A 21,093-nucleotide genomic window follows, 5' to 3' on the forward strand; every position below is an offset into this window, starting at 1 on the left:
CCTTCATGTGTCTCAGAACTCCCCGAAGCCTCGTGCCCCGAGGTGCAGCTGCGCCCGCTGGTCGCCGACGATGTTGGCGTCCATGGATTCGATGACCTGGAAGGCCCGTTCGCAGTTGGAGGTGTCGCGCAGGACGAAGAACTCCTCGGCGCGCCGCCGGTACTGCGATTCCACCTCGAACTGCCGCTCGATGGTGGCGATGATCTCCTGGACGGCGTGGTCGACCGTCCGGCAGGCGGGTCCGAAGCCGTCCCGCGCCAGATCGAAGTAGCCCCGCTTGTAGTGCTTGCTGTAGAAGGACTCGTCGTCGAAGTTCGTGTAGACGATGGGCTTGCCCATGTACGCCACGTCGAAGAACACCGATGAGTAGTCCGTGACCAGCATCGAGCACTCGCGCATCGCGAGCTGCACGTCGCGGCCCGTCGTGGACACCGTGACCGACGGATGGTCGATCTTGAAGTGGTTCAGGTAGGGGCGGATCTCGTAGTGCGGCATGAACTCCAGTTCCACGCCGTAGTACTGGATCGCGCTCAGCAGCCGTTCGTTGCGCAGCAGCGCGGAGAAGAACCGGTAGTACTCGGACGCGGCGAAGGGGATCTCGGGCTTGGCCGCCTTGTTGTACGAGGGCGCCACGATGTCGCGGCGCCAGGTCGGCATGACCAGGATCCGCCGCGGTCCGTTCACCGGCTCCAGGGCGTCGAAGCGGGGCAGACCCGTCGCCGCGACGCGGGCGTAGCCGTAGCCGCAGTGCTCGGCGTAGTACGAGCGCTCGCTGCGCCCCGTGGTGAGCACCATGTCGACGTTGGTGGCCTGGCCGTGGATGGAGGCCACGACGTCGTTGTAGACGACCCCGTGCTGGAGGAACACCCGCTTGTAGCGCAGCAGGTCACCGTAGCCGCGCAGGAACGCCCGCTTGAGGAGGCCCGGGAAGCCCAGGTAGGCCTCCAGGTCGTAGGCGTTGATCAGCCGTTCCGCGTGGAGCAGGTAGGCGCGGTGCTTCCATGACAGCCGGTCGATGACCTGCCCGTAGCGGGCGACCTTGTCCCAGTCGGGGGAATCGCCGTTGATCGAGTAGTAGACCTTGGTCTTGGGCCGGTTCTGCCGGATCCACTTGAACAGGTGGTAGCTGTTGTCCTGGGCGGTGTCCTCGCGCTCGCCGATGATCCAGATGCCCCGGTTGTGCAGGTAGGGGTACGTGAACCAGTACATGAGGCGCGTGCGCCAGCCGGGGCGGCCCGGCAGCGAGTTCCGCAGCTCCCACTTGAACCGGCGCAGCTTGTCCTTGCACCGGGCCGCGAAGCCGCGTACCCAGCGGACGGTGACCTGCTCCTCGTCGTCGATGGACACGACGAAGCGCTGCCTGCCCTGGGTGTGCACGCCCTTGAAGCGGTGGAGCATCTGGCGGGCCGCCAGCGGGACGTCGTGGTGGCGGTCCTGGTCGACGAACCGGATCACCATGGACAGCTCGGTGTTGGCCAGCGCGTCGAGGGTGCCCGGGCGGGCCGTGGCGCGCCAGCCGGAGAACCAGTCCTGGTTCTTGCGGGTGCGCCAGCGGTCGCGGCGGTAGGTCTGCTCCACGGGGAGCGACACCTCGCGCCGCCCGTCGGAGAGCACCAGCCGGAGCTCGTTGGTGTAGCGGGCGTTGATGTCCACGCCGGAGAGGACGAGGAGCCCCTCGAAGTGGATCTCGCCGCCGGTCCAGTCGAAGGTCTCCAGGACGGCGCTGGAGCGCGGGACGCGCAGCAGCGTGGTCCGCACCGGGTCGGACACCAGTCTGCGGTAGACGCCCTCTTCGTCGAGGAAGAGCGTGGGCAGGTACTCCGGCGCGCCCAGGGGGTCCGCGAAGAGGTCGAGGTTGCCCGTGACGATCGCGTGGTGCTGGACCTTGGACTGCGGGTGGACGGCGTACTGCAGGATCACGTCGTCGGGGATCTGGCTGTAGACCGATCCCAGCAGGGGCAGGACCGAGGCGAGTTCGGGCCTGCTCATGATGCGGTGCATGTTGCGCACGTAGGGCTGGAGGGTACGGACGACGAAGCGCTGGGCCAGGACGAGGGTCCGCGGCGGGGCTCCTTGCACCGAGGCCAGGACGTGCGCGGCCAGCCGGACCCGGTCCACCGTCTTGACGGGGTCGTTCCAGGCGGAGTCGAAGAGCGAGTTCTGGTTCTGCTCGTCACGCTCGAAGAAGCGGGCTTCCGGCGCGATGGCCACGGTCCGCGCGTAGAGCACGGCCGGGACGGTGAACCAGTCGTCCTCCACTCCCGGGCCCGGGCCGCCGCGGAAGCCGTGCTCCCGGATGTAGGAGGTCTTGAAGAGCTTGCCGCCGAGCAGGGTGGAGAAGACGAGGTACGGGGCGTCGGCCAGCCGGCGGACGTTGTCCCTGGCCGTGAAGTACCGCTGCCACGGCTCGTCCTCGCTGCGCCACGGGCCGGGGAAGTTGTCGGCCTGGCCGACGACGACGTCGGCGCCCTTGGCCTTGCGGGCGGCCGCGAGCAGCCGGTCGACGGAGTTCTCGCCGAGGATGTCGCGGGCGCGCGCGAACATCACGTAGGGCGCGGCCGCGTACTGGAGTCCGTGGTCGAAGGCGGCGCTGGCGCCGAGGCTGTGCTGGGTGACGACGTGCGTGTTGGGGTAGTAGGCGGCGAAGGCCGCGAGCTGCCGGTCGGTGCTGTCGTTCGACCCGTCGTCGACGAACACGACCTGGGTGCGGCCGAAGGCGCGCTGGGCCACGAGCGAGGCGAGGAACTCGCGCAGGTGGTACTCATCGTTGTGGCAGTGGACGACGAGGGTGGCGGCGTAGCTCTCGGGCAGTTCCACGGGGCCGGTCGGTTCGGCGTTCTGCCACCACCGCCACGGGGTGCCCCGGTCCGAGGTCTTGACCTTCTGTTCCCCGGTCTCCGGGCGCAGGCCGAGGTTGCCGCTGACGGTCTCGTAGACCTCGAAGACGCCCGCGTCCGTGGAGTGCCGCATGCCTGCGACGTCCACACCGCTGATGTTCAGTGCGGTGGAGACCCGCTCGCCGGCGTGCCGGAGCTGGACGAAGAAGTTCCAGTTCCCCACCCGGTCGGTCTTGTCCAGGGTGGCCTGGAGGTCGATGGTGGTGTGGTACCGGATCCAGTCCTTGTCGATCTCCACACCCGAGACGGGGAAGTGGTGGTCGGCCTTGGTGCTGCGGCGGCGCAGCACGGCGATGAGCTCGACCTTGTCATCGGCGGCGAACCGGCTGAACTGGTTGCGGACGGCGCCGGAGATGTGGAGCTCGCCGTCGACCATCTCGATCGACTCGGCCTTGTTGTACATGCGGGAGTCGGCGAGCTTGTGGCCGGTCAGCTCCAGCTCGGTGACTTCGAGGAAGCTCTCGGCGTTCGGGTAGCCGAGCAGCGACCCGGACCAGAACACCCGGCCGTCGCGCTCCACGATGTCGGAGCTGATGACGCTGCGGCGCTTCATGTAGTCGGAGGCCGACACCGCGATGTCGACGCGTCCGTGCATGAGGCCGAAGGCGCGGATCCGCTCCATGGGGCCGCACAGTTCGAAGGTGCTCGGGTCGAGGCTGTGCAGGTACGGGGCGACGGCCGCGAGGAATCCGCTGTGGAAGGCGTGGTCGCCGGTGCGCAGCTCGGGCGTGTACAACCGCAGGTCGTGCGAGAGGAACTTGGCGCCCTTGCGGGCCAGCAGGTCCGGGCGGCCGACGCTGCGCAGGAAGCTGTCGGTGTACTGGTGCACCAGGACGCGGTCGCCGATGCTGCGCAGCTCGTGGCGGCGGTTGGTGATCGACGGCTGGTCGGACTCCCGCTCCCACATCCACCGGTAGACGGGGGTGGCGAGGATGGTGAAGGAGCGGGCGTGGAAGTTCGCGACCGTGGAGAAGTAGGTGTCCTCGAAGAAGACGCCCTCGGGGAAGCGGATCCCGTGGTTGTCGAGGAAGTCGCGGCGGTACAGCTTTCCGGCGGCGATCGGGTCGTCGATCAGCTCGGGCATGCCGCCCAGGCCGGCGACCGTCTGGTCGGCCGGGTAGAGCTGGGGCTGCCAGACGGTGAGCTCGTCCGTGGCGTGGTTGATGCGCACGACACGGCCGGCGGTGATCTCCGAGCCGGTGACGAGCGCGGAGGACAGCAGGGTCTCGGCGGCCTTGAGCGGGAGTTCGTCGTCCGCGTCGAGGAACATCACGAACTGGCCCGAGGCCGCCTCGATGCCGTTGTTGCGGGGGGCGCCGCAACCGCCGCTGTTCTGCGGCCGCTCGATGACCCGGACGCGTCCGTCCTGGGCCGCGAACTGGTGGGCCAGCGCGAGGGTGCCGTCGGTGGAACGGTCGTCGACGACGAGCACCTCGACCCCGCGGTGCGTCTGCGCCAGGGCCGACTGGAGGGCCCGGGCGAGCGTGGCGCTCGCGTTGAAGGCCGGTATGACGATGGTGACGCCGTAGTGCGATATGTCGACCGGGAAGCTCATCGAGAGTAGTGCTCCGGTTCGACGTAGCCGGGCCGCAGGGCCTGGGCCGGAATCTTGGAGAGCTGCATGGTGTCCGTCGCCACGCCCGTGTACTCGTTCGGGTAGGGCGCGGGGTACGGCACGAAGCCGGGGTCCTCGTACGGCTCGGGGGCGGGGAAGCGCTGGGCGGCTTCCTCCACCTCGCTCAGGTCGTCCTCGCCGCGCCGGCGGTGGCGTCCGGCGTGCAGGTGCTCGGCTATGGAGCCCGCCCGCGTCGGGATGTTGTGGGGGTCGAGGCGTTCCATCGTGCGCGTGAAGTCCCGGGTGGAGAGCCAGAACTTGAACATGATGACGAGCTCGAAGCCGCCCATCAGCACGGCCGACACCGCCGTGGTCCACAGGATGTGGCCGATGACGGGGCCGATGATGAAGATGAACATCTGGAACTCGATGCCGCTGATGAGGTGCGGCCGGATGCGGCTCTGCACCAGCGCGTGGCGCACCCGCGCGTACCAGGGGAACTTCTCGCGGAACTGCTCGTGCAGGTCGATGACCTCGGCCTGTTCGGCGTCCGTGCTCTGGCGCTTGAGCTCGTCGGCCTGGCCCAGGGGGTTCTCGCGCAGCAGGTCCTCGATGAAGACGACCTTGCGCTCCTCCTCCTCGACTCCCTGTTCCGCCTGGCGGGCGAGGGTGACGGCGGCGATCTTGGCGCGCATGGACATGCGCATCTTGTAGATCTGGAGGGCGTCGACGTAGCGGAGCATGTCGAGGAAGATCACGACGAGGGCCGCGAGCAGGTACACCTCTTCGTCGTTCTGGACGAACTGCCCGCCCATCAGGGTGAGCGCGCAGACCAGGACGCGGATGCGGTCGAAGACGTAGTCGAGCCAGCCGCCGAAGATGGTCCCGTTGCCCTTGAGGCGGGCGAGCTTGCCGTCGATGCAGTCGAGGATGAAGCTGAGGTGGTACAGGGCGGCGCCGATGCACAGCGAGATCCAGTCGCCCTGGAAGAAGAAGTACGCCGAGCCCAAGCCCACGAAGAGCGCGGCCCACGTCACCCGGTTCGGCGTGACGAAGTTCCATCGCGCCAGCACGCAGACGAGACGGGTCGCTATCGGGTCGACCAGAAGGACTGTCCACCAGGCGTCCCGCTTCTTGCAGGTCAGCTTCTGGACGGCCTTCAGTGACAGCTTGGACATAACCCCTCAGTCATCGACACCGGCACGGGATGTACAGGCAGAACCCTCATCCTGTGATCACGTGTGACGGCAAGTGGCGGTCAACGACCCCAACCATTCACTTATGGTTCAGGTAAAGGGCGTTCTTCAGACTTTAGCAAGACGTGACAGACGGCAGCTAGGCCGGAAGTCGGCAGCCGTCCTCGCCAAACGCCCACAGGGTCGGACCAAACAGCCTTACTGGACACGCCATGGAGTGAACTCCAGGCCATCGGATCCCAGTTGCTGCCGGGCGACGCGCAGTCGTCCGTCCATTCCCACCGTGACGATCACCACACGGCCCTGGCTGTCGAAGGCGGTGGCGGGCGGGACGATCGAGCGCTCCCCCGACGGCGACCACCACACTCCCGTGTCCGGCCGCCCGTCCGGGTGCGCGCCGATCGCCGGCACTCCCCCGTGGCCGCCGCGCACGAGCACCGTGCAGCCCCAGCCCTGAATGTCCGCGCCCACGACCCCGGCGACCGGTCCGTCCCCGTCGGGTCCGCCGAGGCCTATCGGCGCATGGGCGCCCGGCCACCAGACGCAGACCTCGTTCGTCGCCGCGTAGCGGAAGCGCACCGTCCCGGATTCCGGGGCGGCCGACAGGCTGCCGGCGCGGGGGCTCACCGGGATCCGGCGGTCCTCCTGCCATCCCGACGCCGTGCCCGAGGCCGCGTTCCCGTGGTACCAGTGCACCGCGCCGTCGCCGTCACGGGTCCGGGCCACGAGGTGCACGCCGCCGTCGGGCGAGGCGAAGACCGCCATCTCGTCGGCGACCTTCCGCCCGCGCAGGGCCTCCCAGCCGCTCAGCACCCCCTTCGGGGACTGCTTGAGCACGCTGATGCCCCGTCCGAAGTTGCGGACGAAGACGTTCATGAAGCCGTCGGCGGCGAAGGCGGCCACCGGGAACCCGATGGAGCGGGCCACCTGCCACGACGTGTGGGGGTTGCCGAGCTTGACCCACGGCCCCAGGGGCCGGCCCGTCTGGTACTGGGCGGCGTACACCACCTCGATGTCGGCGCCGCCCTCCTTGCGGTCGGTCCGGCTCAGACCGATCAGGTAGGCGTAGCCGTCGGGCCCCTGGACCACGGTCAGCCCCGGCATCAGGTCCGGGCCTTCGAGCAGCTCGGGTCCGCTCCACCCCTCGGCCTCGGTGCGGCCCTCGGTCCACCGGACGACGCCGGCCGCCGTGGGCAGGTACGCGGACAGCCGGCCGTCCTTGCCGCTGACCAGCCACCGGGACGGCAGCGGGTACCGGGAGGCGGACTCGGGAGGGAGCGCGGGGTCCGTGCCGGCCGCGCGGCAGTCGACGAAGACGGGCACGCCGACGGCCCGCTGATAGCGGCGGGCCGCCCTCAGGGCGCTGCGCGCGGCCTGGCCGCGGGCCGGCGGCTCGTGGACGATGGGGAGCTTGCGCTCCTTGTCGTAGCCGACGTGCGTGGGATCCGGGTCCAGCGTGCGCACGCGGACGGGCCCGGTCTCGTGGAAGACGTCGAGGATCTGGCCCGTGACGCTGCCCACTCCGGCGTCGAGTACGAAGGGGTCTCCGGAGAACCGGCAGCCGCGCCGGCGGGCCTCGGTCACGGCCGCTTCCAGAGCGCGGTATTCGGAGTCGCCGCCGCCGTCGAGGCAGACGATCTCGATCGCCGAGCCGTCGGGCTCCGAGGCGATCAGGGGGACGGCGTCACCGGGCGTGGCCACGACGATCGCCACCGGGCCGGTCCGGGCGGCCCCCGTACGCGGGGCTGCCGAGGTCTGCTCGGAGGGCGTGGCGCCGCGTCTCGCCCGACGTCCGGTCGCTCGGACCATTGGCTCTGCTCCCCATTCCCCTCGCGGCTGCGTTTATCCACTTCATACCGACCCCGAAGACGATAGGCGCTCTCCCGTTCGAGTTGAAAATCTGCCTATAGTGCAGCGGCATCCGGCCCACCGCGCCGTCCGTCAGCCGACCGAGGCCCCGAGGATTCGAGCAGTATGACCCAACAGACCGCCCCGCCCGGCCATCGGAACACCGGGCGACGTGGAGTGCGTCCGCCCAGGTCACGCGGCCGCCGCGCCATGAAGATCGTCCTGGTGGTGGTGGTCCTGCTCCTGCTCGGCGCCGCCGGCACCGGCTGGTGGGCTTACAACCACCTCAACGGGAACATCGACAGCGTCGACCTGGACCAGGCGATCGGCGTCGACAACCGGCCGGCGAAGGTCCCGGACAGCGGGCAGAACATCCTGGTGCTCGGCTCCGACTCGCGCGCCGGCGCCAACGGCGAGCTCGACCACGGCGATGTCAGCGGTTCGCGCTCGGACACCAACATGCTGGTGCACATACCCGAGGGCCGTAAGAAGGCCACCGCGATCAGCATCCCCCGCGACACCCTCGTGACGCGACCCGAGTGCAAGGACAAGAACGGCAAGTCGATCCCGGGTGCGAATCGCGTCATGATCAACGCCGTCATCGGGACGGGCGGGCCCGCCTGTGTCGTCAAGACCGTCGAGCAGATGTCCGGCATCCGCGTCGACCACCTGGTGAAGGTGGAGTTCGCCGGCTTCAAGGAGCTCGTGGACGCGCTAGGCGGCGTGGACGTCACCCTCGACAAGCCCATCAAGGGCGGCCTGAACCTCGACGCCGGCACGCACCGCCTCAACGGCGCGGACTCGCTCAAGTTCGTTCGCACCCGCCACGGTTACGGCGACGGCAGCGACCTCGGGCGCATCGACCTGCAGCAGAAGTTCATGATCGCGATGCTGTCCGAGATCAAGAAGCAGGACGTCCTCAGCAGCCCGGCCCGGCTCTACAAGCTCGCCGACGCCGGCACCAAGGCACTGACCACGGACGCCGAACTCGACTCCCTCAAGGGCCTGTCGGACTTCGCCCAGAGCATGAAGGGCGTGGATCCGGAGACCATGGAGACGATCATGCTCCCGGTCGACTACGACAAGATCGACAAGAACCGCGTCGTCGCCGTGGAGCCGCAGTCCGGCCAGCTGTGGGAGGCCCTGCGCAACGACCGGCCGATCCCGGCCGCCGCGAAGAAGTCCCCCGCCACCGGCGGCTGACCGACACCGCTCGCGGCTCGCGGCCCCGGCCCCCGATGGGGGGCCGGGGCTCGTCGGCGTCAAGAGCCGTCGCCGCCCAGTGCCGCCCGCCAGTTGCCGCTCGCGTGCCACTCCCCCGGCGGGTACTCGAACCGCACCTCCCCGAGGAGCGTGAACCCCGCCGCGCGGCACACCGCCTTGGAGGCCGGGTGGTCGACGGACGGGAAGGCGTGCACGTGCTGGCGGGTGCCGTGGACGCCCGCGTGGGCGACGAGGGCCCGGGCCGCGCGGGCCGCGAGCCCCCGGCCCTGGAACTCGGGCAGGATGCCCCAGCCGGTCTCGTAGACCTCCTCGCCCTCCCAGAGGCGCTCCCAGAAGCCGACGCTGCCCACGCTCTCCCCGTCGGCCACGACCCGGAACATCCGCCCGGCCCCCGGCTCCCGGGCGCTCAGCGCCAGGTAGCGCCTGTGCCGGTCCCGAAGCTTGGCCTCGGTCTCCGGGCCGCCCAGGTGCCCCGTCATGGCCGGCTCGTTCTTGCGCAGCAACAGCCAGAAGTCGTCCTCGGCCCAGGGTTCCAGCTTCACGGTGATCTCCATGCCCTCACCGTAGATCGGCGTCAGCGGCCCTCGCGTGCCGGGTTCGGAGTCATGCCCTCGCCCCGGCCCAGCCGGCTGTGCTGCTTGCCGTAGAGGAAGTAGACGAAGAAGCCGACGACCATCCAGATCCCGAACCGCAGCCAGGTCTCGGCCGGCAGGTTCAGCATCAGCCAGACCGACGCGGCGATCGACACGATGGGCACGAACGGCACCCACGGGGTGCGGAAGGACCGGTGCAGGTCGGGCCGGGTGCGGCGCAGGACCATCACGCCGAGCGCGACGACGACGAAGGCGAAGAGCGTGCCGATGTTCACCAGGGTCGCCAGCTCGTTGATGCTGGTGAATCCGGCGACGACCGCGATGATCCCGCCGAGCAGGATCGTCGGCCGGTAGGGCGTACGGAACTTCGGGTGGGTCCGCGAGAAGAAGCGCGGCAGCAGCCCGTCGCGGCTCATCGCGAAGAACACCCGGGTCTGGCCGAGCAGCAGGATCATGCACACCGTGGTCAGGCCCACGGCGGCGCCGAAGCTGATGATGCCCCCGTACACCGGATGCCCGGCGGATTTGAAGGCGTCGGCCAGCGGGGCGCTGACGGAGAGCTCCTTGTAGTTCTGCATGCCGGTCACCACGATCGAGACCGCCACGTAGAGCACGGTGCAGATGATCAGCGAGCCGAGGATGCCGCGCGGCATGTCCCGCTGCGGGAGCTTGGTCTCCTCGGCCGCGGTGGCCACCACGTCGAAGCCGATGAAGGCGAAGAAGACCACGGAGGCGGCGGTGAAGATGCCCATGACGCCGAAGTTGGTGGGCTCGTAGCCGAAGAGCAGCTGGACGAGCGGGGCGTCCAGTCCGGAGCCGCCCGTCTGCGGTTCGGCCGGCGGGATGAACGGCGTGTAGTTGGACTTCGTGATGAAGAACGCGCCGGCGATGATCACGATGAGCACCACCGTGACCTTGATCGCGACGACCACCGCGGTGATCCGCGCGGACAGCTTCACCCCGATGACCAGGACCACGGTGAGGACCAGGACCAGGAGGAAGGCGAGCAGGTCGAAGTGGCCGCCCGGAACGTCGGGCCCCTGGAGCGAGGCGGGCAGGTGGACTCCGGCGTTGTCCATGAGCGAGCGGACGTACCCCGACCAGCCGACGGCCACGACCGCGGTGCCGAGCGCGAACTCCAGCACGAGGTCCCAGCCGATGATCCAGGCGGGCAGCTCGCCGATCGAGGCGTACGAGAAGGTGTACGCGGATCCGGCCACCGGGACGGTCGAGGCGAACTCGGCGTAGCACAGGGCGGCGAGCGCGCACACGATGCCGGCGGCGACGAACGCGAGGGCCGTGGAGGGGCCCGCGGTCTCCTTGGCGACCTTGCCCGTGAGGACGAAGATGCCGGTGCCGATGATCACGCCGACGCCGAAGACGGTGAGGTCCCAGGAGGAGAGTGACTTCTTGAGCTGGTGTTCCGGCTCTTCCGTGTCGAGGATCGACTGTTCGACTGATTTGGTACGGAAGGGACCGTTCAGGTTCCTACTCACCGACGCACCTCCGCGAGGCAGACCGCATCGAAACGAAACGGGCCGGAAGGCCCACCCTCCCAGGGTGAACCTCCCGGCCCGTGACGTGCAACCGCAGATGATCAGTCGACGGTGGCGGCCGGCTCGCTGTCGTAGCGCCCGTCGAGCTTGGCCACCAGGCCGGTGACCTGGCGCGCGATGTCCGGGGCGGTCAGACCGATCTCGGCCATGACCTCCTTGCGCGTGGCGTGGTCCAGGAAGCGCTGCGGAATGCCGAAGTCGCGCAGCGGTACGTCGACCCCCGCGTCCCGCAGTGCCTGCGCGACGGCGGAGCCCACACCGCCGCTGCGGCTGTTGTCCTCGACGGTGACGACCACGCGGTGGCCGTCGGCGAGCGGGGCCAGGGCCTCGTCCACCGGCTTGACCCAGCGGGGGTCGACCACGGTCGTGGAGATGCCCTGCTTGTCGAGGAGATCGGCGATCTCCAGGCACATCGGGGCGAGCGCGCCGACCGAGACGAGCAGTACGTCCGGTCGGGTGACTTCGGGGGCCGGGGTGCGCAGCACGTCCATGCCGCCGATCCGTCCGACGGCCGGGACGGCCGGGCCGACGACGCCCTTGGAGAAGCGCACGACGGTCGGCGCGTCCTTCACCAGGACGGCCTCGTTCAGCTGGGCGCGCAGCTGCTCCGCGTCGCGCGGGGCGGCCAGGCGCAGGCCCGGGACCACCTGGAGGATGGACATGTCCCACATGCCGTTGTGGGAGGCGCCGTCGGTGCCGGTGACACCGGCGCGGTCCAGGACGAAGGTGACCCCGCACTTGTGCAGGGCCACGTCCATCAGGACCTGGTCGAAGGCGCGGTTGAGGAAGGTCGCGTACACCGCGAAGACCGGGTGGGCGCCGCCGGAGGCCAGGCCCGCCGCCGAGGTGGCGCCGTGCTGCTCGGCGATGCCGACGTCGAAGATCCGGTCCGGGTAGGCGTCGGCGAACTTCTTCAGGCCGACCGGCTGGAGCATGGCCGCGGTGATGGCGACGATGTCCTTGCGGTCCCGGCCCAGCTTGACCATCTCGTCGGCGAAGACCGAGGTCCAGCTGGCGGCGTCGGTGGAGACCGGCAGGCCGGTGTCCGGGTGGATCACGCCGACGGCGTGGAAGCGGTCCGCCTCGTCCTGGACGGCCGGCTCGTAGCCCCGGCCCTTCTGGGTGAGGCAGTGCACGATGACCGGTCCGCTGAAGCGCTTGGCGCGCTGCAGGGCCGACTCCAGGGCCTCGATGTCGTGGCCGTCGATGGGGCCGATGTACTTCAGGCCCAGGTCCTCGAACATGCCCTGCGGGGCGATGAAGTCCTTGAGGCCCTTCTTGGCCCCGTGCAGGGTCTCGTAGAGGGGCTTCCCGACGACCGGGGTGCGCTCCAGGAGGTCCTTGCCGCGGGCCAGGAAGCGCTCGTAGCCGTCCGTGGTGCGCAGGGTGGCCAGGTGGTTCGCGAGGCCGCCGATGGTGGGGCCGTACGAGCGCTCGTTGTCGTTGACGACGATCACCAGGGGGCGGTCCTTGGCGGCGGCGATGTTGTTCAGCGCCTCCCAGGCCATCCCGCCGGTGAGGGCGCCGTCGCCGATCACCGCGGCGACGTGGTGGTCCTCCTTGCCGAGCACCTCGTTGGCCTTCGCGAAGCCGTCGGCCCAGCCCAGCACGGTGGACGCGTGCGAGTTCTCGATCACGTCGTGCTCGGACTCGGCGCGCGAGGGGTAGCCCGACAGGCCGCCCTTGGTGCGCAGCCCGCGGAAGTCCTGGCGGCCGGTGAGCAGCTTGTGCACGTAGGCCTGGTGGCCGGTGTCGAAGAGGACCTTGTCCTTGGGCGAGTCGAAGACCCTGTGCAGAGCGATCGTCAGCTCTACGACACCGAGGTTGGGGCCGAGGTGCCCGCCGGTCTTGGAGACGGCGTCGACGAGGAAGGTCCTGATCTCTGCGGCGAGCCGGTCGAGCTCCTCCTGGCTGAGCCGGTCCAGATCGCGCGGTCCCTTGATGCGGGTCAGCAGCACCCGTGCCTCCTTGCAGTCGCTTGCTGGTCTGCCGAGTCTAATCTTCGCCAGTTGGGCGTAAGTGAAGCGCGGTCCCGGTCAGGTCACACCTTTGTCATACCTGTACACATCAGTACGGAGTCACACCCCCCAAAAGGGGGTATTCCCGCACATCTGTACGTACACGCCTACGCGCAGGTGCCCGGCGCCACATCAAGTGGCACCGGGCACTGTGACGGTTCTTACCGCCGCGTCACACTCCGCGCACGCCGGTCAGGCGCGCCCGGCCGTCTTCTGCGTCTTGCGGGTGACCGAGTCGATCACCACGGTCGCGAGGAGGACCGCGCCGGTGATCATGTACTGGATCGGCGTCGCGATTCCCTCCAGTGCCAGACCGTACTGGATGGAGGTGATGACCATGACGCCGAGGAGGGCGTTCCAGGTCCGGCCGCGGCCGCCGAAGAGGCTGGTGCCGCCGATGACGGCCGCCGCGATCACGTTCATCAGCAGGTCGCCGGCGCCGGCGCTCTGGTTGGCCGCGGCGATCTTGGAGGCCCAGAAGAGGCCGCCGATCGCCGCGAAGGTGCCGGCGATCGCGAAGACCGTGATCCGGACCCGGTTCACGTTGATGCCGGCGCGCCGGGAGGCCTCGACGCTGCCGCCGAGGGCGAAGACCTGGCGGCCGAAGGCGGTGCGCCGCAGGAGGAAGTCCGTGCCGACCAGGGCCAGCACGAAGAGCACGATCGCCAGCGGCAGGCCCTTGTACTGGTTGAACACCATGGCCGGACCGAAGGTGAACACCGCGAGGAGACCGGTGCGCAGCAGGATCTCGCCGAGCGGACGGGAGGGAACACCCGCCGCCGCGCGGCGCCGGTTGTCCGAGAACGTGGCGAGGAAGTAGCCCACCACGGCGAGGGCGGCGAGCCCGTAGCCGACGGCCACGTCCGAGAAGAAGTACGTGGTCAGCTGCCCGACCACGCCCTCGGAGTCGAGGTTGATGGTGCCGTTGCTGCCGAGGATCTGCAGCATGGCGCCGGACCAGAAGAGCAGGCCCGAAAGGGTGACGGCGAAGGCCGGGGCGCCGATCTTGGCGAAGAAGAAGCCGTGGAGGGAGCCGATCAGGGCGCCTCCGGCGATCGCCGCGAGGATGGCCAGCCATTCGTTGACGCCGTTGGTGACCGAGAGGACGGCCACGATGGCGCCGGAGACGCCGGAGACGGAACCGACCGAGAGGTCGATCTCGCCGAGCAGCAGGACGAAGATGATGCCGACCGCCATCATGCCGGTGGCCGTCATCGTGATCGCGATGTTGGTGAGGTTCTCGGCGCCGAGGAAGTTCGAGTTCAGCCCCTGGAAGATGCTCCAGATGATGATCAGGCCGAGGACGACGGGCACGGAGCCCAGGTCGCCGGCCTTGAGCTTGCGGCCGAACTCGTTCACGTACCCGGCGAAGCCCTGCTCGCGTACGAGCAGGCGGGGGTCCACGGCCGGTATGGCGTCGTGGGCGGCGGCCGGATTGACGGGGTCTATGTGCTGGGTGCTCACTTGCGGGCCTCCCCGGTGCGGGCCGCCCGGCGGGTCACGGCGTTGTCCGTGGCCCCGGTGATGGCGGAGATGATCTCTTCCTGCGACGTGTCCTTCACGGAGAAGACGCCGTTGTTGCGGCCCAGCCGCAGGACGGCCACCTTGTCGGCCACGGCCTTCACGTCGGCCATGTTGTGGCTGATGAGGATGACGGCGTGACCGCGCTCGCGCAGCCGCTCGACCAGGTCGAGCACCTGTGCGGTCTGCTCGACGCCGAGGGCGGCGGTGGGCTCGTCGAGGATCACGAGCTGGGGCTCGCCCAGCATGGAGCGGGCGATCGCCACGGTCTGGCGCTGACCGCCGGAGAGCGAGGCGATGGGGATGCGGACACTGGGGATCCGGATGGACAGGGTGGTCAGGAGCTCGCGTGCGCGCCGCTCCATCTCCACCTCGTCGAGGATGCCGCGCCGCTTGAGCTCGCGTCCCAGGAAGAGGTTGCCGACGACGTCGATGTTGTCGCACAGCGCGAGGTCCTGGTAGACCGTCGCGATGCCCAGGTTCTGGGCGTCGTGGGGCTTGGTGATCGAGACCGGGCGGCCCTCCCACTCGATGACGCCGTCATCGATGGGGTGCACGCCGGCGATCGTCTTGACCAGCGTGGACTTACCGGCGCCGTTGTCGCCGACGAGGGCGACCACCTCGCCGGAGTGGATCTCGAGTTCTACGTCGGTGAGGGCCTGAACGGCGCCGAACCGCTTCGAGACCCCTCGCAACGCCAGTACGGGCGCAGCGGACACATGAACCATCTCCTTGCCGCCTGACCGGCGGGGATGTCGTGCAAAAGAGCAGGACCACGGGGGATTGAGAGAAACGTTTCTGTTTGTGGAGAAACGATTCTGTTCTGTCCGGCGCCCCGCCGGTGGCGGGATGGAGGCGGGAGCGCCGGACAGGACAGGCATGGGGGCCGCTCGGCGGACCGAGCGGCGGGGGCCTTACTTCAGGCCGATGGCGGCGCAGGCGGCCGCGTACTTGTCGGTGCAGATCTCGTCGATCGTGTAGACGTTGTCGCGGACGACCGTGTCCTTGACGTTCGCCTTGGTCAGCGAGACGACCGGGATCAGCAGGGACGGGACGCCCTTGGTGGTGGGGCTGTCGACCTTGGCGGTGGCGGTGGTCGCGATCGGCTCGCCCTGGGCGAGCGCGACGGCCATCTTCGCGGCGGCCTCGGCCTCGGGGGCGTACGGCTTGTAGACGCTCATGAACTGCTCGCCCGCGACGATCCGCTGCACACCGGCGAGTTCGGCGTCCTGACCCGTGACCGGGGGCAGGGGGGACACGCCGGCCGCCTTGAGGGCGGTGATGATGCCGCCCGCCATGCCGTCATTGGCGGAGTAGACGCCGATGACCTTGTCCTTGCCGAGCGCCGAGAGGGCGGCCGCCATGTTGGTGTTGGCGTTCTCCGGCTTCCACTCGACGGTGTCGTACTCCTTGCCGACGTTCACGTTGCCGTCGAGGACGGAGTGCGCGCCCTTCTTGAACAGCGCGGCGTTCGGGTCGGTGACCGAGCCGTTCATCATGACGATCTGGCCGTCCTTGGCCTTGGCGCCCAGGGCCTCCAGGAGCGCCTTGCCCTGGACCTTGCCGACCTCTTCGTTGTCGAAGGAGGTGTAGGCGTCGATCGGGCCCTCGGCCAGGCGGTCGTAGGCCACGACCGGGATGCCGGCCTCCTTGGCCTTCTTGACCGAGCCGGCGATGGCCTTGGAGTCCACCGCGTCGATGATCAGGACGTTCACCTTGTTGGTGATCATCGTGTCGACCTGCGAGTTCTGCGTGGTCGCGTCCTGCTTCGCGTTGGCGTAGACGACCTCGCCCTTGCCTGCGGTGAGGTCCTTGACCGCCTTCTCGATGAGCGGCTTGTCGAACTTCTCGTAACGCGCGGTCTGGTTCTCCGGCAGGAGCAGACCGACCTTCACGGCGCCGCCCTTGACGGCGCCGGAGGCGGTGTCCGTCTTGTCGCCGGCCTCCTTCGCGCTGCCACAAGCGGCGAGCGAAACGGCCATGGTGCCGGCGGCGACTGCGACGGCAACTCTGCGCATACGCGTGTTCATTACTTGAACCTCCCTGACGAGGCCGCAGCACTGCGGCCGAGGTGGATGTGAGTCAACCCCGGCCGCGAGTTTGTCGTCAAGGAGTGAATGCTTAACGAGATGACAACGACGCCATTCGTTATCTAACTGAAGACAAGACGGCGGGAGCTCGCACTCCACTTCCATTTTGCGCCAAAAGCGTCGAATCGCCCATCTCACTCAGTACGAGAGCCAGCGCGCCCAGTACCTCGGCCCGCCCGCCCAGGGACCCCGTGAGCACCGAAAGCTGCCGGGCGGCACTGGGGATCGCGTACCTCCCCACGGATTCACGGATGGGGGCCAGGACCAGTTCACCCGCGTCCGCGAGCGAGCCGCCCAGGACCACCCGGCTGGGGTTCAGGAGGTTGCACAGGCTGGCCACTCCGCTGCCGATGTGGCGGCCCACGTCCGTGATGACCCGGCGGCAGCCGGGGTCCCCGTCACGGGCCAGCTCCACCACCCGCTCCATCGTCAACTCCGGCCCGTGGCTGCTCTGCAGGAGCGGCAGCACGTACCGGGCGGCGGCGAAGGTCTCCAGGCAGCCGCGGTTGCCGCAGCGGCAGACCGGACCCGATTCGTCCAGGGTGATGTGCCCTATCTCGCCGGCCGTGCCGCCGGGTCCGCGGTAGATCTGGCCGTTGATGACCAGCCCCGCGCCGACCCCGCTGGCGACCTTGATGTAGGCCAGGTCCTTCACTCCCCGGCCACTCCCCCAAACGAGTTCGCCGAGGGCTCCCAGGTTCGCGTCGTTGTCCACGTAGACCGGTACGCCCAGGCGCTGCGAGAGCTCGCGCCGCGGGTTGATCCCGGCCCAGCCCGGCAGGATCGCGGTGGACCCGAGGGTGCCGGACTCCACGTCGATGGGACCCGGTACCCCGAGCCCGACGCCTATGACCTTGTCGCGGCCGATCCCTATGCCCTCGACGAGCCGCCCCACCAGGGCTTCCGCCCGGTCGAAGCCGTCGACCCAGGAGGCGTCCACGTCCAGCGGCTCGGACTCCTCTGCCAGCACCTGGTGGGCCAGGTTCCCCACCGCCACCCTCAGATGGGTGTGGCCGAAGTCGACGCCGATCACGATGCCGGCGTCACCGCTGAGCGAGACGCTGCGGGCCCGCCTGCCCCCGGCGGAGGTGTCCGTGACCTCGACGGTCCCGGCCTCCTTGAGCTCCCGGACGATGTTGGAGACCGTGGCCGCCGACAGTCCGGTGCTCCGGGCGATCTCCGCCTGGGTCAGCGAACCGGCGAGCCGCACCGCCCGTACGACGCGCTCCAGATTGGCGCGATGCAGCGAAGACTGCGATCCGGGAGTCTGCACGACTCATCCACTCCTGCCCATAAGCAACGGCAAGCCGTCGCCCCCCGGCCAGGGCCGTCAGCGGCTGCGTGCTCCGGCTGACACGAGACCCCGGCGTCTCTCCAACTTGTGAACCTTAAGTCGAGCCTTTGCGCCTCGCGACGTCAAGAGGTCGCCACAGTACGAAATCGGCTACTACCGGTCATAAGTATGAGAGAAACCTCCATCCTGATCGTGCTACGGTCGCCGTGGCGCTGGTCAATACGGTCTTCACGGCCGGATCGGGCGCCCTCTGTCATGCAAGCGCTACGCAAGGAGGTGTTCGGGATGAGTCCCGATCGAAGTCCTTGCAGCGCTCTCTTCGGCTGAGCTCCCTGAGCGGCCGTTCTCTCTTCGAGTGTGCACGCCCGCGGCCCCGCGCCGCCTCCGTGCGTTTCTGCATTCATCTTCGTCACCCCTTCCGCACGCCCTGACGCTTCCGTCGGGCGCGCGTCATCCATGCCCATCGGCGTGCCCCGTGGCCGTACGTGCCACCTGACGCCGACCCATGATCACTCCACGTGACCGCTCGGCTTCGCGCTGCCCGGACACCGTGGAGGGAGGTTTTTGCCATGACCATGCTCACCCCCCGTACCCCCACGAAGCTCGCACCCCCGGGCCGGGCCCGCCGCGAGCGCAAGACCGCCGAGCTGGAGGCCCGTACCCGGGTCGTCGGCGAGCGGCTCGCCGAGGTCAGCGCCCGCCCGGGCGTCCAGGTCCTGCAGGAGGTGGACGCCTCCCGTAACGGCCTCACCCACACCGAGGCCGCGCTGCGCCTGGAGCGCCACGGCTCCAACGTCATCGCCCAGGAGCGCGCGCCGCGCTGGTACGTCCAGCTGGCGAAGGCGTACGCGAACCCCTTCATCGCCGTCCTGGTCTTCCTCGCGGCCGTCATGTACTGGCAGGAGCCCGGCGACCCGGGCGTCGTCATCCTCTCCGTGATGGTCGGGATCAGCGGCGTGCTGCGCTTCTGGCAGGAGTACCGCTCGGGCCGCGCGGCCGACGCCCTCAAGCAGCTCGTCACCACCACCTGTGCGGTGCAGCGCCGGGCCGGCAGCGGCTCCGGACCCACCACCTTCGAGATCCCGATGGACCAGGTGGTCCCGGGCGATGTGGTCAAGCTGGCCGCCGGCGACCTGATCCCGGCCGACCTGCGGCTCATCACCTCCAAGGACCTGATGGTCAGCCAGGCCGCGCTGTCCGGCGAGTCCCTGCCGGTCGCCAAGGCCGACACCCGCTCGGACGACCTCGGCCAGTCCCGGACCACCGACCCCGTCGAGGCCGACAACATCTGCCTGATGGGCACCTCGGTGACCTCGGGGACCGCTACCGGAGTCGTCGTCGCCACCGGCGCCGACACCTACTTCGGCTCGATGGCCGGCTCCCTGGTCGGCGAGCGCCCGGAGACCAACTTCGACACCGGCGTGCGCAAGGTCAGCTTCCTGCTGATCCGCTTCATGCTGGTGATGGTCCCCGTCGTCTTCATGATCAACGGCTTCACCAAGGGCGACTGGGAGGCCGCCTTCCTCCTCGGCATCGCCGTGGCGGTCGGCCTGACCCCCGAGATGCTGCCGATGGTGGTCTCGGCCAACCTGGCGCGCGGCGCCATGGCGATGTCCAAGCGCAAGGTCGTCGTCAAGCGGCTCAACGCGATCCAGAACCTGGGCGCCATGGACGTCCTCTGCACGGACAAGACCGGCACCCTCACCGAGGACCGGATCGTCCTGGACCGCTACCTGGACGTGCACGGCGACGACGACAACGAGGTCCTGGAGTACGGCTACCTCAACTCGCACTTCCAGACCGGCCTGAAGAACCTGATGGACCAGGCGGTCATCGACCGCGTGGGCGAGGCCGAGGAGGTTGTCGTCGATGCCCGTTTCTCGATGGTCGACGAGATCCCCTTCGACTTCGCCCGGCGCCGGATGTCCGTGGTCCTCAACCGCAACAGCATCGTGGGCGACCTCGGCCGCTCCGAGCACGTCATGATCACCAAGGGTGCCGTCGAGGAAGTCCTCGCCCTGTGCACCCACATGACGGACCGCGGGCAGAGGGTCGAGCTGACCGAGCAGCTGCGGTGGCACGTCTCGCGCATCGCCGAGGACAACAACCGCAAGGGCCTGCGCGTCCTGGCCGTCGCCACCCGCACGATGAGCACCCCCCGCGACACCTACACGGTCGCCGACGAGGACCAGCTGACCCTGGTCGGCTTCCTCGCCTTCCTCGACCCGCCGAAGGCCGACGCGGCCCAGGCCCTGCAGGGTCTGGCCGACAAGGGCATCGCGGTCAAGGTGGTGACCGGCGACAACGAGCTCGTCGCCGCCCGGGTCTGCGCCGATGTCGGCCTCACCGTCGGCCACGTGGTCGGCGGCACCGAGATCGACATCCTCGACGATGCCGAACTGCGCGCGCTGGCCGCCCGTACGACGGTCTTCGCCAAGATCAACCCGGTCCAGAAGGCCCGGATCGTACGGGCCCTGCAGGCCGACGGCCACACCGTCGGCTTCCTCGGCGACGGCATCAACGACGCGGCCGCGCTGCGCGACGCCGACGTCGGCATCTCGGTGGACACCGCCGTGGACATCGCCAAGGAGTCCGCCGACATCATCCTGCTGGAGAAGGACCTGACCGTCCTGGAGCAGGGCGTGATCCAGGGCCGGACCACCTTCGGCAACACGATCAAGTACATCAAGATGACGGCCAGTTCCAACTTCGGCAACGTCTTCTCGGTCCTGGTGGCGAGCGCCTTCATCCCCTTCCAGCCGATGCTGGCGATCATGCTGCTGATGCAGAACCTGGTCTACGACATCGCCCAGCTGGCCACGCCGTGGGACCGGATGGACGAGGAGTACCTGCGCAAGCCCCGCAACTGGGACGCCAAGGGCATCGGCCGCTTCATGCTGTGCATCGGCCCGATCAGCTCCATCTTCGACATCGCGATGTTCGTGATCATGTGGAACGTGTTCGCCGCCAACAGCGAGGCGAGCCAGGCGCTCTTCCAGTCCGGCTGGTTCATCGAGGGCCTGCTCTCGCAGACCCTGATCGTCCACATGATCCGTACCCGCAAGATCCCCTTCATCCAGTCCCGCGCCTCCTGGCCGGTGATGGTGATGACCGTCCTCGCGGTGCTGACCGGGCTCTACCTGCCCTTCTCGCCGCTTGCCTCCTCGCTGGGCTTCGTGGCCCTGCCGGCGAGCTACTTCCCGTGGCTGATCGGCGTGCTGCTGGCGTACTGCACGCTCACGCAGCTGCTGAAGACCGTGTACATCCGCAAGTTCGGCACCTGGCTCTAAGAGCCCTGCGA

The 21,093-nt window shown here is 68.9% G+C and carries 12 protein-coding genes; 2 read left to right on the plus strand and 10 right to left on the minus strand.

Features of this window, described 5'->3' with window-relative positions; genetic code table 11:
- Nucleotides 1-12: 12 nt before the first annotated feature.
- The 3 genes from OG730_RS09780 to OG730_RS09790 all read right to left on the minus strand — a co-directional run bounded on the left by OG730_RS09780 (nucleotide 13) and on the right by OG730_RS09790 (nucleotide 7,457).
- Nucleotides 13-4,452, minus strand: a complete 4,440-nt coding sequence (locus tag OG730_RS09780) for a bifunctional glycosyltransferase/CDP-glycerol:glycerophosphate glycerophosphotransferase (RefSeq protein WP_327303869.1) — start codon at nucleotides 4,450-4,452, stop codon at nucleotides 13-15.
- Nucleotides 4,449-5,630, minus strand: coding sequence for a CDP-alcohol phosphatidyltransferase family protein (locus tag OG730_RS09785; protein ID WP_327303870.1), 1,182 nt, complete (start codon nucleotides 5,628-5,630; stop codon nucleotides 4,449-4,451). The genes OG730_RS09780 and OG730_RS09785 overlap by 4 nt, the downstream gene beginning before the upstream one ends.
- A gap of 216 nt (nucleotides 5,631-5,846) precedes the next feature.
- A complete protein-coding gene (locus OG730_RS09790; RefSeq protein ID WP_327303871.1) occupies nucleotides 5,847-7,457 on the minus strand; it encodes a PLL family lectin in 1,611 nt (536 codons plus the stop codon).
- A 165-nt stretch (nucleotides 7,458-7,622) separates the two neighbouring features.
- Here OG730_RS09790 and OG730_RS09795 point away from each other — a divergent pair, with 165 nt between their 5' ends.
- Complete coding sequence (locus OG730_RS09795) at nucleotides 7,623-8,699, plus strand: LCP family protein (protein ID WP_442814868.1); 1,077 nt, start codon at nucleotides 7,623-7,625, stop codon at nucleotides 8,697-8,699.
- A gap of 59 nt (nucleotides 8,700-8,758) precedes the next feature.
- On the opposite strand, the gene OG730_RS09800 is transcribed toward OG730_RS09795, so the two are convergent.
- From OG730_RS09800 to OG730_RS09830, 7 genes are all read right to left on the minus strand, one after another.
- Nucleotides 8,759-9,274, minus strand: a complete 516-nt coding sequence (locus tag OG730_RS09800) for a GNAT family N-acetyltransferase (RefSeq protein WP_327303873.1) — start codon at nucleotides 9,272-9,274, stop codon at nucleotides 8,759-8,761.
- 20 nt (nucleotides 9,275-9,294) lie between these two features.
- Nucleotides 9,295-10,809, minus strand: coding sequence for an amino acid permease (locus OG730_RS09805; protein WP_327303874.1), 1,515 nt, complete (start codon nucleotides 10,807-10,809; stop codon nucleotides 9,295-9,297).
- Between the two features lie 101 nt (nucleotides 10,810-10,910).
- Nucleotides 10,911-12,827: a 1-deoxy-D-xylulose-5-phosphate synthase gene (gene dxs / locus OG730_RS09810; protein WP_327303875.1), complete on the minus strand. Its 1,917-nt coding sequence runs from the start codon at nucleotides 12,825-12,827 to the stop codon at nucleotides 10,911-10,913.
- 252 nt (nucleotides 12,828-13,079) lie between these two features.
- Nucleotides 13,080-14,351: a sugar ABC transporter permease gene (locus OG730_RS09815; RefSeq protein ID WP_327303876.1), complete on the minus strand. Its 1,272-nt coding sequence runs from the start codon at nucleotides 14,349-14,351 to the stop codon at nucleotides 13,080-13,082.
- Entirely contained in the window at nucleotides 14,348-15,136 is a 789-nt protein-coding gene (locus OG730_RS09820) for an ATP-binding cassette domain-containing protein (protein ID WP_112447331.1), read from the minus strand. Before OG730_RS09820 ends, OG730_RS09815 begins: the two co-directional genes overlap by 4 nt.
- A 186-nt stretch (nucleotides 15,137-15,322) precedes the next feature.
- Nucleotides 15,323-16,438, minus strand: coding sequence for a substrate-binding domain-containing protein (locus OG730_RS09825; protein ID WP_327303877.1), 1,116 nt, complete (start codon nucleotides 16,436-16,438; stop codon nucleotides 15,323-15,325).
- A 118-nt stretch (nucleotides 16,439-16,556) separates the two neighbouring features.
- Entirely contained in the window at nucleotides 16,557-17,771 is a 1,215-nt protein-coding gene (locus OG730_RS09830; RefSeq protein WP_327303878.1) for an ROK family transcriptional regulator, read from the minus strand.
- A 590-nt stretch (nucleotides 17,772-18,361) separates the two neighbouring features.
- On the opposite strand from OG730_RS09830, the gene mgtA reads away from it, so the two are divergent.
- Nucleotides 18,362-21,082, plus strand: coding sequence for a magnesium-translocating P-type ATPase (mgtA, locus tag OG730_RS09835; protein WP_327303879.1), 2,721 nt, complete (start codon nucleotides 18,362-18,364; stop codon nucleotides 21,080-21,082).
- The last annotated feature ends 11 nt before the right edge of the window (nucleotides 21,083-21,093 follow it).

Source organism: Streptomyces sp. NBC_01298 (assembly GCF_035978755.1).
In the GTDB taxonomy this organism is placed as follows: domain Bacteria; phylum Actinomycetota; class Actinomycetes; order Streptomycetales; family Streptomycetaceae; genus Streptomyces.